This is a genomic window from Paenibacillus amylolyticus (assembly GCF_001570725.1).
Classification (GTDB): domain Bacteria; phylum Bacillota; class Bacilli; order Paenibacillales; family Paenibacillaceae; genus Paenibacillus; species Paenibacillus amylolyticus_A.
In genome coordinates, this window is the sequence record NZ_BCNV01000004.1 from 22,237 (window position 1) to 37,435 (window position 15,199).

A 15,199-nucleotide genomic window follows, 5' to 3' on the forward strand; every position below is an offset into this window, starting at 1 on the left:
GAATAGATAGAAATATTGGATAGAAGCACAGGTTACTCTTGAGTAATATAAGTGATAAACCCATCGTAAACGTTCAGCAATAAATTATAAGTGAAAAAAATCACAATCAATTCATGTTATCTACATTTCTGGATCAGAGTATAGGTTACGAATCATTTGGAATAACAGAGGGACTTGCTCTGGCGATGCAATACAAAAGTGTATGCTCCTATGCTTTGTGTTACGATACGTACATGTAGGCAGCGATCGGAAGGTTGTTCTGTCATCACATGATTAATCACAGGTACGTTTTACGGATGGGGATAAGCTATTGAGTCGCACACGTTTTATTACATTTATTATTGGTGTCGTTGCCTTGTTTATCGCACTGAATGTGCTCTCTTTTCTGGAGGATGAGCATGCTCCGAAGGCGCATGAAGGGGTACTGGATCTGCGTCAGGTCGGAGGTTTGAAAAAGGGTGATATCGCCCTTAATGGAGAGTGGCTGTTTTATCCGGGGCAGTTACTGGATGGAACAGAGGAGACGAGGGCTCACGAATATATCGCTACCGTTCCTGGCAATTGGCAGTCGGCCATTGAACCTTATCTTCACCAGGGTGCGTTCGGGTATGGGACGTATCGTTTGAAAATATTGCTGGATGCCGAAGGAGAATCTGCACAGCAGATTGCCTTGCGTGTTCCCTTAATTCGTACAGCCCACACGTTGTTTGTTAACGGGGTACATATTGGTTCGAACGGAGTTGTCTCGACAAGCGCTGGACAATATAGCCCCCAAGTAGAGCCCTATATCTCACATACAGAGATAAGCGGTACCGAAGTGAATATTGATGTGCAGGTAGCCAACTATGATTTTGTGAATAGCGGGGGAATGATTGAACCCATTCACATCGGCAGTATGGATGCTATATACCAATCGCAGCAGAGGAATGTAGCTTTTGAATTTGGCATTCTGGTTGTATTTGGTTTTCTGAGTATGATTTTTGGATTCATGCATTATCAGTCACCGCGAAGCGGCTGGATCTATATGTCTCTTTTTTTCATTAGCATGATGATCACCAGCTCGTATCAGGGAACCAGATTATTATTCTGGCTATGGCCTGACCTTACATATGCTACGGGCTTCATTATATATTTTCTGTCCATAGTCAGTCTCACGTTCTGGATGTTTATGTTTGTCGCCTGTCAATTGGAAACGGTGATTAAACGTTGGGTGAGATATGCGGTGTACATCTTCAACGCGGTCTTCATTATCTTGTTATTTGTATTGCCAATTGACATGGTGTCACATCTGGTCGGAGTATTGGTGATCCAAAATGTAGCCGTGTATAGCTATTCTTTAGTAATCCTGCTTCGGAGTTTCCGAGGTGGCGATCCTGTTGCTGGACATCGATTTTTGGCCTTTTTTATATTTGCCGCACATAGCTTGTCCAATCTATTATTGCAGCTCGGTCTCACCCACATGGGTGACTGGTACTTTATTCAGGTCTTTCTCTTCTCGGGCTTGTTTATCTTGATGTTTGTGCAGCAATTTGTACTGACCTATAGACGTTTGAAGCGCCTATCCCTTGAAATGAAGCGTGTCGAGCGGTTCAAGAATGAATTCATGGCCAATATTTCAGATCAAATGAAAACTCCACTACAGGCTTTGATTAGTATCGCGGATGCACGCCTTCAATCGGACCATCACCTTACAGCTGACCAAAGGCAGGACCTGCAATTGCTTACATCGGTGGGCTGGATGATGCGCAGCATGGTGGATGATTTACTCGACTTTTCGCAAATTCGTGAGCAGCAAATATATTTGACGATCCGGTCTGTTGATTTCTATGCATTAGTGGATGAAGTGGTGGAACGTGTCCGATATATGGTATATGACCATTCGATAGAAATTACAAGTCATGTGGATAAAACACTGCCACGTGTAGCTGCCGATGAGCAACGCTTGCATCAGATTCTGGCAGGTGTGCTCCAGCATAGCTTGAAGGTTACCGTTACAGGTACGATCCAGGTTGAAGCTTCAGTAGTGAACGGGATGGTTGAAGTTCGTGTCCATATGCAGGGGGACGCCATTTCAATGGAGCAGACCTCGCTTACCCGTGCGTTGTTCGAATCCAGGCTGGATCAGGATCATGCACATATGCATCACAATCCGGATGCTCCAGGGTTATATCTGGTCAAGGCATTAACGGAATTGCATCATGGAACGGTACATGTACCTGACAGTGCATCTGGAGAAATGGACATCATACTTACGCTACCATTAAGTGCAGATTCATTCAGAGATGAAACACAAGTTGTATTGTCGCCTATGGTTGAGCAAAAGGCGGCAGTTCAATCGGTTGATAACCATACTCTGAATATATCAGTGAATCGAAGCAAACGATCTCTATCGAGCATGTACCATATTATGATTGTGGATGATGATGCGCTGAATTTGAATCTTTTGCTGCCTATTCTGAATCTGGATGATTATCATGTGACTGTGGTGAGAAATCCGGAAGAAATCATGCAGAGCATGCATCCATTGCATGAAATGGACCTAATTATCGTGAACCGAACGCTGTCTGGCATATCAGGTACCGTCATCTGTGGCAAAATCCGTGAACAGTACACCATGTTTGAGCTGCCCATCCTGTTACTCATTTCTGCGTGGCAAGGGGATCGCGCTCTGGAAACTGGTCTGGCAGGGGCTAATGATTTTCTGCGCAAACCGGTGGAAGGTTCCGAACTTCGTGTACGTGTACGTACCTTGTTACAGATGAAACGTTCAGTTGCTGAACGCATTCGCATGGAGCTGGCCTTTCTACAGGCGCAGATCAAGCCGCATTTTCTGTTCAATACTCTGAATTCCATTGCAGCGCTAAGCAAAAGCAAACCTGCACAGATGAATGAACTGCTCAATGAATTGGGAAATTATCTGCGGGAAAGCTTCCGATTTGACAACACGAATCCACTGACGCCTTTTGATCGGGAGTTAAAATTGGTGCAATCCTATCTACATATTGAAAAGGTAAGATTTGATGATTGGCTGGACTTTAAGATTGAAGTGTTGACCTCAACTAACTTCCGGGTCCCTCCCCTGACCATTCAACCTTTGGTGGAGAATGCCGTACGGCATGGTATTATGCGACGTGCTGAGGGGGGACGCATTCTGATTCGGGTTACGCGGGATGAACAATTCATTCTAATTACGGTGAAGGATGACGGGGTAGGCATGTCGCCGGAAACACTGGAACGGATTATGGAAGGGCCAACGCTTGAAGGCGGGATCGGCATCCGGAATATTGAGCGTCGACTCAAACAGCTATTCGGATGGGGACTGCTCATACATAGTTCCCTGGAACAGGGAACCGAGATTCAAGTCCGGCTTCCAATAGAAAAGGTGGGATTTCATGAAAGCGATACTGGTGGATGATGAACCGCTCGCGTTGAATCATCTTGCGGAGGAACTGGAGCGCATTAGCGATCTGGATATTATCGGGAAATACCGCAGTCCCAGGCAGGCTTTGGAGCATATTGTACAGGTTCGACCGAATGTGGTTTTTCTGGATATAGAGATGCCCGAGATGAGCGGGATTGAACTGGCTGAGCGCGTTCTGCAGCAACTTCCAGCGACTAAAATTGTATTTGTCACGGTATATGATGAATATGCAGTCAAGGCGTTTGAACTTAATTCTCTGGATTATCTACTGAAACCGTTGCAGACAGAGCGGCTGGAGAAGACGATTCATCGATTGTTGCTAACGTCCGATCCTACTGAACGGTTCCCGGATTCACAGGTTATACTTCATTGCCTTGGTCCATTGCAATTTGAAAAGGCGGGGTGCCCGCCCATCACCATACGATGGAAGACATTCAAAGCCCAGGAACTATTCTCCTTCCTCCTGCAATATCGAGATAAACCTGTTCGCAAGCAGGTGCTGCTTGAACAGCTGTGGCCTGAGATTGAATGGAAACGCGGAGTAACCCAGCTCTATACGGCTATCTACCAGATTCGTAAACAGCTACAGGCAGAGCAGGTTAATATCCAGATTTCTAACCTCGATGAAGGATATATGCTGCAATTGAACGGGGCATCCCTGGATATGGACACGTGGGAGAAAAGGGTAGCTGAGGCGCCTGCCGTTACAGCGTTAACGATGGATCTTCATTTACAGATTTCATCTCTCTACAAGGGTCCATATCTGGGGGAAACAACGTATCTGTGGGCCGAAATGGAGCGACGCCGACTGCGCAATCTCTGGCTTCGCCATGAGAAACAAATTGCAGATTATTATATCGCTGCCCATCAGGATGAAGATGCTGTTGCACATTATCTCAAAATACAGCGCATGTTGCCTGATGAGGAAAATATCTATGTGGTTCTGATGAACCTGTATCATCGACTCGGTGATCGACGTTCGGTCGAGGTTCAGTATAGCCTGCTATGCCGTATGTTGAGTCAGGAAATGGATATGCTCCCTCATCCGGCTGTCCAGGAATGGTTCGAAAGCTGGAAATCCAATCGTTCAACCTAAGCCTACTTGCCTTGGCAAGTGGGTTTTTCTTATGGTCTACTGCCTACGAAAATCATTTTGCTTGGGACTTATGGTTCAGGTTTCAGAAATGTTTCAAATCGATGTTCTATAATGAAAGAAGTAACATGTAGAGAGAGGCATCGAACAATGGAACATACCTTGGAACAGAGTATTCAACATGGCATGGGTTCACATGATAACGTACTTGTCCTGATTTCATATTTGATTGCTGTTGCGGCTTCTTATAACGTTCTGGACCTCACCAGCAGAATTAACAAAGCCAGCGGCAGAAGTCGTTGGTTATGGCTATCTTTTGGCGCAATTATTATGGGTATGGGAATCTGGTCCATGCATTTCGTTGGCATGATGGCGATGTCATTGCCATTTCCCGTTTCGTATGATCTTGTCATTGTGCTGATCTCCGTGGCTGTAGCCATTGTTGCATCTTTGGTGGCGTTGATGGTAGTCTCCCGACAGAGGCTGCCACTGTTACAGTTATTGGGGGGCGCCTGTCTGTTTGCACTCGGTATCGTGTTGATGCATTATATCGGGATGTATGCGATGCAGGTGGAGATTCAATACGAGCCCATGTATGTCATGTTATCCATTATAATTGCGTGTGCGGCTTCAATTACAGCACTGTGGTTATCGCTATATTTTCTTAGATCAGATACACGTCATGATGTTTGGAAAAAGGTTGGAAGTGCCCTCATCATGGGAGGGGCCATTGCGGGTATGCATTATACGGGCATGATGGCAGCGCACTTTGAATCGGACATGCCACCGAACAGGGTCATATCTTCATTAAACACGATTTTGGACCAGAAGCGTCTGGCTTATTTTATTTCCATGGGTACGTTATTTACACTGGGATTATCGCTTGTTGGTCTGTACATATCGAGACTGTTTTCCAAACAGGAATCGGAGAAGCAAGAGAATGAAAAATGGTATAAATCGCTCTATGAGCATAATCAGGATGGCATTATTTCCATCGATCTTCACATGCGAATTGTTGGAATTAATCCGGCAGCAGCTCGAATTGGCGGTATTAAGGAGAAACAATTAAAGGACCAATCCGTGAGTACTCTATTAACCATGGTTGTGGAGGAGGATCGGGAGCGCATCAGGCATATGTTCGGACGTGCTACGGACGGTGAAGAGATGAAGTACGAGACCGTCATCTATCGCACCAATCAGGAACGGGTTGAACTTGGCGTTGTGCTCGCACCCGTCATTGTAGATAAACAGGTCGTGGGAAATTACATCATTATGAAGGACATCACGGACGAAAAGCGCGTAAAGGTGAGAAACTATCATCTGGCTTTTCATGATGAGTTGACTGGACTGCCCAATCGCAGAATGTTTAATCAGAGGTTGTCGGAGACCATCGAATCGCATCGTAATGAGCATAAGCTATTTGCCGTTATGGTCCTTGATCTTGACCGGTTCAAAGTTATTAATGACTCTCTTGGACACATCTACGGAGATCTGTTTCTTCAGGAAATGAGCCGACGGATTAAGGATGAACTGAATGGTGAGGATGTAACGCTTGCCCGAATGGGTGGAGATGAGTTTGCGATTCTTGTTCATCAGTACACTAGTCTTGGAGACATCACCCGCTTGGCTGAACGCATTATTCAGGCGATTGCGAAGCCTTGTTATCTAAAAGAGAGCGAGTTCTATGTTACGGGCAGTATTGGGATCGCCGTATTTCCGGACCATGGGCAAGATGCTGTAGAGCTGCTGCAGCATGCAGATACGGCCATGTATGAAGTGAAGAAGAATGGCAAGAACGGATATCAGTTCTTCTCTGCCGAATTGCATCACGAGTTGCGGGAACGAATGGTTCTGGAGAATGACCTTAGAAAAGCATTGGATCGAGGGGAATTTGTGTTACATTACCAACCTCAGATTCAGACAAGTGAAGTCAGCATGATTGGTGTCGAAGCCTTGGTACGATGGAATCATCCGACCCGTGGATTATTGTATCCAGGCACGTTTATCTCGGTTGCAGAAGAGACGGGCATGATTATTGAGCTAGGTAACCGGGTGCTCCGCGAAGCTTGTATTCAGATGCGGAATTGGCATGATGCAGGCGGGCCTTTGATTCCAGTGTCGGTGAACCTGTCCTCTCAGCAATTTCATCAATCCAATCTGGTGGAACAGGTTCGTCAGATTCTAGTTGAGACGGGTTTGAGCCCGCAGTATCTGGAATTGGAAATCACGGAAAGCATGATGATGGATGCGATTGCTTCCATTGAAATACTCAATCAATTAACCGAGCTTGGAATCCGGATCAGCCTGGACGATTTTGGAACAGGGTACAGTTCCTTTAGTTATCTAAAAATGTTCCCGATTCACAAAGTGAAAATTGACCGCTCTTTTATTCAGGACATTGCGGTTAATCATAGCGATAGAGCCATTGTTTCGACTATGATTACAATGGCGAAACAATTGAATATGGATGTTATTGCAGAAGGCATTGAAACGAAGGGACAACTGGATATTCTGACCGAACAGGATTGCAATGAAGTGCAGGGGTACTACTACAGCAAGCCATTGCCAGCGGATGAGGTGGAGCAGATTTTCTTTTTGCCCCAGAGGTTGGGTAACGTATTGACGTTCTGAAAATAACACATAAAAAATAAACAGCAACAGGTGATCCAAAGTTCTGCAAATCGGGTATCAATAGTAGAGTCATTTAGAACCTGATGGATACATATGTTGTTGTACTCGTTGTTTTGCTGGTAAAAGGCTGTTTATTATGGAATGAACTGTGGGGGTTATCAAGTGCCTATATTAGATATGGAAAAGAAAGATGTTGTCACCGATGCACTGGTCATCAAGGCGATGGAGAAAAGTCTGGCGATCATTCGATTCGATCTGGATCGACGGGTAACGTATGTGAATGAAGTCTTTGCCCAGACGATGGGATATACAGTAGATGAGATGTATGGCATGAAGCATCAGCAGTTATGCTTCGGGCATTTTGTGAATACCCCGGACTATGACGCTTTTTGGAATAGCATATTTAATGGTGTTAGCTTCCAAGACAAGGTTGAACGCAAGGATGCAAAGGGAAATTCCGTATGGCTTGAGGCGACCTATATGCCAGTCTTTGATGAGCTGAACCAAAAAATACTGGGTGTCTCCAAAATCGCCACTAACATTACCAATCGTCAGAACAATATTTCAGTCGTGGTGAATGAATTGAAAAACATGTCCCATGAGCTAAATGGGCAGGCAGATGTAGGTATTGAACGCAGCCAGGAATTAATGTCCAGTATCTCCTATATCTCAGAGGTGTCAGCTTCTAACCGTGCAACGTTGACTCATCTGCAGGAACAGGCCGGATCGATTCAGGGCGTGGTACGAACCATACGCGAGATTTCATCACAGACGCAGTTGCTTGCGTTAAATGCTGCCATTGAAGCTGCGCATGCAGGCGAATTCGGCCGAGGATTCGATATCGTGGCCAAGGAAGTAAAGAAACTGTCCGCCATGGTGGAGAGTTCAATTAATGAGATTCGAGATAGTGTTACTGGAATAACGAAGGAGATTAGTAATATCACAGGCGGTACAAAAAAGGTAGAAGAATATGTCGAGCAGAGCCAGAAGCGGATTGAGATCGCTTTGAATGATTTTACGGCCATTGCTGCATCAGCCCATTTGCTGGACGCCAAAGCAGAGCATGTGACCAGAATTGTATAATCATATATAGCGGATAGCGGTTCCTTATACAGGAACCGTTTTTTTGTCGTTCTTTACATAAAATCGGGAATTATTGTGATCAAACGGGGACACAATACTTGGGAATACCTGCAGCTTCGTTATGCAGAGAAATGTTGGGGTGGGAACATGTGGTCAACAATTGTGTCCTACGTGCCGGATAGGTCCATATGGATTCAGGCAGTTTTGGTCTTTATCATTCCGATTGGCATTACCTTGACCATGCGCTGGATCAATGCCGCCATTAAGCGTGGCAGCTTCTCTCGCACGAAGCGACCTTCCATATCTTCGAAGGATATTTCACCAGCAGCCGCAGGGAAGGGCCAAGGTACTGAGACAGGTCAATATGCCAATATTAAATTAACCGATAAGTACAATACAAATCTGACTAGCGTAAAAGAAAGCTTTGGACTCAATGCAGACGTGCATATTAGGGAATTTACCATTAGGGGAACCAATACACTGGCTGCGGTCGTATATACCGAGGGCTTAGTAGATCAGGACTTGATTGATGATCATTTGATTACACCGTTAATGTTAGAAGGTGTTCCTTTACTCAAGCAAGAGGGTTTTCTTCATCCAGACAATGCACACTTACTGTCAGCATACCTGCAAGATCAATTACTGCCTGTCAGTCTGGTTGAGGAAACCAAGTCCCTTCAAGAGCTCGCAGTTGGCGTGTTGTTTGGGAAAAACGCACTGTTGGTTGATGGTTTGCCAGGTGCTTTATTAATTGGAGCACATAAGATCAAAACACGAGGTATGAATGAACCGTTGTCAGAGGGGCTACTTCGTGGACCGCGTATCGGTTTTACAGAGCAGTTAAGCGATAACACAGGCATTCTGCGTCGGTATGGAAGTGATCAAAGCCTATTTATTAAGAAGTATGAAGTGGGTTCACGGATCAAAAAAGATTTGGCGATAGCCTATATTCAGGATATTGCCGATCCTAATCTCGTGGCTGAAGTCTGCAAGCGAATTGAAGAGATGGATATGGATTCGATGCTGGAATCTGGTTATGTGGAACAACTCATTGAAGACAGTACACTGAGTCCTTTTCAGCAGGTACTGAATACGGAAAGACCTGACCGGGTCATCGGCGCATTGCTGGAAGGTCGGGTGGCTATTTTATTGGATGGAACACCATTTGTGCTGGTTGTACCGGTGACCTTCAGCATGTTGCTCCAATCTCCCGAGGATTATTATGAACGCTGGATTCCCGGAACCTTTTTGCGAATGCTGCGTTTTATGGCCGCCATGCTGGCATTGCTTGCTCCTGCACTGTATATCTCGTTTATCTCGTTCCATCCAGGACTTATTCCGACCAAGCTGGTATTGACGATTATTGAAACGCGTACGGGAGTGCCGTTTCCTTCGATTATTGAAGTACTGATCATGGAACTTTCGATTGAGATTCTGAGGGAGGCAGGGATACGGCTACCTAAGCCGATTGCGCCTGCGATGGGGATCGTCGGAGGTTTGATTATTGGCCAAGCAGCGGTACAGGCGGGTATCATAAGTCAATTCCTGGTCATTGTCGTTGCGGTTACAGCCATCTCATCCTTTACGATTCCTGTCTATAGTGCCGGGTTAACGCTGCGGATTTTAAGATTTGCCGCCATGTTTAGTGCAGCTATTCTCGGACTGTATGGCGTGGTTATGTTCTTCCTGCTTGTATGTACACATCTGGCTCGACTCTCGAGCTTTGGCGTGCCATATGTTGCCCCAGCGGTTCCTTATCACTTGAATGATTGGAAGGATTTTGTTATCCGTGCTCCGTTAAACATGATGAGAATGCGTCCCGATATGACTAATCCAATCGATAAGGACCGAAAAGAATAATTGAATTCCATGGACAGAAGGTCTGGAGGTGAACTGAAGTGAATGGCTCCCAACAAAAGATAACCACGACACAAGCCGTTGTAATTATTGTCAATTACATGCTTGGCGCCGGGATATTGACGTTACCTCGAACGACCAGCAAAGCTGTCGGAACACCGGATGTCTGGATATCCATTATTCTGTCTGGGCTAATTATCACGGGCGTCGGCATTATTTTGGTTACCCTGTGTCGAAGATTTCCGGGGAAAACCGTGTTCCAGTTCACCCGTGAAATTACGGGGAGCTGGATCGCTTACATACTGGGCGGTGCCATGATTATGTATTTTATGGTGATTGCTGCATTTGAAATTAGAGTTATGGCTGATGTAACCGGAATGTATCTACTCGAACGTACTCCCACCTGGGCAATTGTAATGGTCTTTATGTGGATCGGTATATATTTGATTTCAGGAGGGCTTAGCGTCATTGTACGCGTGTTTGAGATCATTTTGCCGATTACGATCATTATATTTGTCATTGAAATTCTACTGAGTAACCAGCTATTCGAGATTGGTAATCTGAGACCTGTGCTCGGAGATGGCATTATGCCTGTTTTCAAAGGACTGAAGCCTTCACTACTGTCATATACGGGATATGAGGTGATGTTAATCATGACTGCTTATATGAAAAACCCGAAGAAGAGCAATAAGGCGATGAGCTGGGGCATACTCATATCCACTATTATTTATTTGATCACGGTAGTAATGGTCATAGGCAGTTTATCGCTCGATGGGATCAAAACTCGAACCTGGCCAACGCTGGATTTGGTAAGAAGCTTTGAGATTCAGGGTCTGATATTTGAGCGATTTGAGTCTTTATTGCTTGTTATCTGGATTATGCAAATTTTCTCGACCACAGCAATTACACATTACTGTGCTTCGGTGGGCATTCGTGATTTGTTTCGTTCCAAAAAAATCAAAGGCATCATGTACGGTCTACTTCCGTTCATTTATTTGACGGCAATGATGCCTAAAACGGTGGACGATACCTTTGCACTTGGGGATATGCTGGGCAATGCATCTGTATTTTTATTTGGCATTTTACCTCTGGTGTTACTGTTCATAAGTCTGATTCGCAAAAAAGGGGGCAAGCATGCATGATTCCATTCCGTATGCTCTTACGTGTAGTCTCTGCCTTGTGTATTCTGTTAACGCTATCCGGATGCTGGAGTAGCCGAGAAATAGAGGATCTAAGTCTCTATGTTGGTCTTGGAATTGATGTCGGCAAAGAGACTGAATTCGAGAAAGACATCGCTGCTCAGGGAGGCTCATATCCCAAGAAGAACTATTTGACTGCTACGGTGCAGATCGCTCCGGGCTTCTCCAACAGTCAATCGAGTCAGCAATCCGGTTCGCCTTCTTCCGGCAAAACATCCTATGCCAATGAACAGCTCTCCGGAGACTCCTTGTTGCAAATCTTCCGCCAGTTTGCGTTAAGGCGGGATCGGCCTCTCATAGGACATCATCTGAAGGTGATCGTCGTTTCCAAGGATATTGCTAAAAAATATGGTTTGGACCAACTGCTTGATTTTGTTCTTCGAGATAATGATATTCGCCCCAACTGTCTGGTGTTAATTAGTCATCGTCGTGCAGTGGATGTGCTGACATCACAGGACCCTTCACGAATACCAGCATTTTATCTCACAGGCATTACGAACAATTCTTATATATCCAATAAAATACTTGATCCGGTTCTGCTATCTAAGTTAGACGCTCAAATGCAGTCCGGATCGAGCTTCCTGCTCCAGAATGTATTAAACTCCGATGGGGAGGACAAGTTCTCAGGGGGCAGCATCTTTGATGGAAAAACAACCAAGTTCATCGGGGAGCTTAGTCAAACGGATCTGGAAGGATTATCATGGCTCAATCCCCAAAAAAAGGGAGGCGTCTTAAAAACACACAACAAAGAAGGGTTCACTGTGTTATACGAAATGAAGAAGAAAAAAGTGAAAATCACCCCAAAGGTGGTGGGGAATGATATTTCATTCCATGTAAAGACTGAATCTGAAGGCTGGCTGATGGAGGATTGGCGTGCTCCTGAGGAAGAGGAAAAAGGTGCCTACCTCAGAGAACTGGAAAAGGAATTTGCTGAACTGGCTGAACAACAGATTCGACAGGTGTTATACAAACTCCAGCATACCTATAAAGTGGATGTTGCGGATTTTCGGGATAGCTTGCGTATTAAAGAACCTAAAACATGGAAGAAGGTCAAAGATGATTGGGACCAAATCTTCAGCACCGTGCCGATTACGTATGATGTGAAGATCACCATCACCAATCCGGGGTCTTCCACCGAATAGTGCAGCGTGGGACATTTATTATTTAAATGTTGACACATTCATGATAGATCGCTATATTAGTAAAAAATCATTTTCTTATCCAGAGAGGTGGAGGGACTGGCCCTTAGAAACCTCAGCAACAGATCTGAAGGATACTGTGCTAATTCCAGCGGGTGAAAGCCTGATAGATAGGAGCGTTTGTTTTTATTTGTCAGTAACGGCGCACTCTTTAGGAAGAGTGGGTCTTTTTTGTTTTTTCTGGATGAAGAAGTAGGGGAGCAGCAGGTATGGAGAACAACAACGACAAAGGGCATTTTCAGCGGAAAATGCAGGCACGGCATGTGGTCATGCTCTCTCTCGGAGGAGTCATTGGAACGGGATTATTCCTCAGCTCCGGTTATACGATTCAGCAGGCGGGACCACTGGGAACCATTCTGTCCTACCTAATCGGAGCGATCGTCGTATATCTGGTGATGCTCTGTCTCGGTGAACTATCTGTTCATATGCCGGAGACGGGAGCATTTCATAGTTATGCAGCTAAATATATCGGACCAGCAACCGGCTACACAGTGGCTTGGTTGTACTGGTTAACCTGGACTGTTGCGCTTGGCTCGGAATTTACAGCCGCTGGACTGCTGATGCAGCGCTGGTTCCCATCGGTAAACGTATGGATATGGAGCGCGCTCTTTGCACTAATGATCTTCCTGTTTAATGCATTAACGGTGAAATTGTTTGCGGAATCCGAGTTCTGGTTCTCCTCTGTAAAAGTAGTGACCATCGTAATTTTCATTCTAATCGGTGGCGCAGCCATGTTCGGCATTATTCCGATGGCAGACTCTGAACCGGCTCCATTCCTATCGAATATTACGGCATCCGGATGGTTCCCTCATGGGGCTACAGCGATATTGATGACCATGCTTGCAGTAAACTTTGCATTCTCGGGCACCGAGTTAATCGGGATTGCCGCAGGGGAGACGGAAAATCCGGAAAAGACGATACCCAAAGCGATTCATACGACGCTGTGGCGCTTGGTTATTTTCTTCATCGGAACGATTGTTATCTTGTCGGCCTTGCTGCCCATGTCGGATGCCAGTGTACTGGAAAGTCCTTTTGTAGCGGTAATGGAGCGGGTGGGTGTACCCTATGCAGCAGACATTATGAACTTTGTTATTCTGACGGCGATTCTCTCTGCTGCCAATTCAGGCCTATATGCATCTTCACGGATGCTCTGGTCTCTGGCTGATAAAAAAACGATCTCCCCTTGGTTTGCCAAATTAACCAAACGCGGAGTACCATTGAATTCACTTCTGATCAGTATGGTCGGTGGTGCACTGGCGTTGCTGTCGAGCATCATTGCACCAGGTACCGTGTATATTACACTGGTTTCCATTTCAGGTCTGGCTGTCGTTGCGGTATGGCTGAGCATCAGTGCCTCCCAATACATGTTCCGCAGACAATATATCCGGGAAGGACATGCGGTCAAAGATCTGGTTTATCGCACACCGTTGTACCCCGTGGTACCGATTGTTTCATTTATATTATGCCTGGCTTCATGCATAGGTATTGCTTTTGACCCGACACAGCGAATTGCGCTGTATTGTGGGGTTCCATTTATCGCAGTGTGTTACGCCGCTTATTATCTGACAGAACGTGCGAACAAGAAAAGAGGACAAGTACATGACGCAAGCAAAACAGATTAATCCCATAGAACAGATCCTTCGTGAACATCCGGTCATGATTTTGGATGGAGCGCTGGCAACGGAACTCGAACAGCATGGATGTGATCTGGATGATCCGCTATGGTCGGCTCGTGTGTTAATCGAGAATCCGGATGTCATCGTTCAGGTCCATGCGGATTATTTCCGAGCAGGAGCCGACTGTGCGATTACATCCAGTTATCAGGCGACGGTGGATGGCTTCAGCAAGAGAGGAATTGGAGAGCAGGAAGCGTTAGACCTGATTCGCAAGACGGTGGAGCTGGCTGCAAAGGCGAGAGATGACGTGTGGGCAGAAGTGCAGAGTGGTTTAGTAGGGATAGAAAGCTCGACAGATCAGTTTGTAGAAGTTCCTTCGGTACGTGCAGAGACGCTGGAGAATGAGGAGCATATAACAGATCATACAGGGGATCGCGAAGAAGACAGTCTTCGTCCACGTCCAATTATTGCTGGGTCCGTTGGACCGTACGGCGCCTATCTGGCGGATGGTTCAGAGTATGTGGGACATTACGGCGTGTCGGATGAGACACTTGCTGCATTTCACCGTCCGCGTATGGCGGCGCTGATTGAAGCGGGGGCTGACATTTTGGCGTTTGAGACGATTCCTTCCTTGCAGGAAGCACAGGTGCTGGTTAATTTACTGAAGGAGTTTCCTCATGCGTATGCCTGGCTATCTTTCTCTTTAAAAGACGGGACAACCATCAGCGAGGGTACACCCCTTGAGGTATGTGCACAGACGTTTGGCTCCGAGCTGCAGATTGCGGCGATTGGCCTGAACTGTGCTCCAATGGAAGTGGTGACGGAAGCCGTAGGTATTCTCAGCCGTGCCAGCGACAAACCTGTCATTGTCTACCCGAACTCGGGAGAAGTATACGATGCAGCAACGAAGACGTGGAGTGGACAGGGGACCTGTGGCAGCATGAGTGATGCTTCGGAGCAGTGGGTTGCAGCGGGTGCGAAAATTATTGGCGGCTGTTGCCGTACGACGCCACATCAGATTGGCGAACTTGCGAAGAAGTGGCGGAAATAGCTCATATCATTATGAAAATCCCTTCCATATTCTATAGAGGCGTGGAAGG

Annotated in this window: 9 protein-coding genes and 1 riboswitch; all 9 genes read left to right on the forward strand. The window is 45.9% G+C overall.

Going from position 1 to position 15,199, the window contains the following annotated elements; translation table 11 throughout:
* Positions 1-310 precede the first annotated feature (310 nt).
* The 9 genes from PAHA3_RS19250 (at position 311) to mmuM (ending at position 15,150) form a co-directional block, all read left to right on the forward strand.
* Positions 311-3,415, forward strand: a complete 3,105-nt coding sequence (locus tag PAHA3_RS19250) for a hybrid sensor histidine kinase/response regulator (protein ID WP_062836357.1) — start codon at positions 311-313, stop codon at positions 3,413-3,415.
* Positions 3,393-4,517 (forward strand): response regulator, encoded by a 1,125-nt coding sequence (locus PAHA3_RS19255; protein WP_062836358.1) that lies wholly within the window; start codon positions 3,393-3,395, stop codon positions 4,515-4,517. The genes PAHA3_RS19250 and PAHA3_RS19255 overlap by 23 nt, the downstream gene beginning before the upstream one ends.
* A gap of 147 nt (positions 4,518-4,664) precedes the next feature.
* Positions 4,665-7,145, forward strand: a complete 2,481-nt coding sequence (locus PAHA3_RS19260; protein WP_062836359.1) for a bifunctional diguanylate cyclase/phosphodiesterase — start codon at positions 4,665-4,667, stop codon at positions 7,143-7,145.
* Between the two features lie 177 nt (positions 7,146-7,322).
* Positions 7,323-8,228, forward strand: a complete 906-nt coding sequence (locus PAHA3_RS19265; protein ID WP_062836490.1) for a methyl-accepting chemotaxis protein — start codon at positions 7,323-7,325, stop codon at positions 8,226-8,228.
* A 147-nt stretch (positions 8,229-8,375) separates the two neighbouring features.
* Positions 8,376-10,088, forward strand: a complete 1,713-nt coding sequence (locus PAHA3_RS19270) for a spore germination protein (protein ID WP_062836360.1) — start codon at positions 8,376-8,378, stop codon at positions 10,086-10,088.
* Positions 10,089-10,126: 38 nt separating this feature from the next.
* Entirely contained in the window at positions 10,127-11,227 is a 1,101-nt protein-coding gene (locus PAHA3_RS19275) for a GerAB/ArcD/ProY family transporter (protein ID WP_062836361.1), read from the forward strand.
* Entirely contained in the window at positions 11,224-12,426 is a 1,203-nt protein-coding gene (locus PAHA3_RS19280; protein ID WP_062836362.1) for a Ger(x)C family spore germination protein, read from the forward strand. The genes PAHA3_RS19275 and PAHA3_RS19280 overlap by 4 nt, the downstream gene beginning before the upstream one ends.
* A gap of 72 nt (positions 12,427-12,498) precedes the next feature.
* Positions 12,499-12,600: riboswitch (SAM riboswitch) on the forward strand.
* 92 nt (positions 12,601-12,692) lie between these two features.
* A complete protein-coding gene (gene mmuP, locus PAHA3_RS19285) occupies positions 12,693-14,105 on the forward strand; it encodes an S-methylmethionine permease (protein WP_062836363.1) in 1,413 nt (470 codons plus the stop codon).
* Positions 14,083-15,150 (forward strand): homocysteine S-methyltransferase, encoded by a 1,068-nt coding sequence (mmuM, locus tag PAHA3_RS19290; RefSeq protein ID WP_062836364.1) that lies wholly within the window; start codon positions 14,083-14,085, stop codon positions 15,148-15,150. The genes mmuP and mmuM overlap by 23 nt, the downstream gene beginning before the upstream one ends.
* Positions 15,151-15,199: the final 49 nt, after the last annotated feature.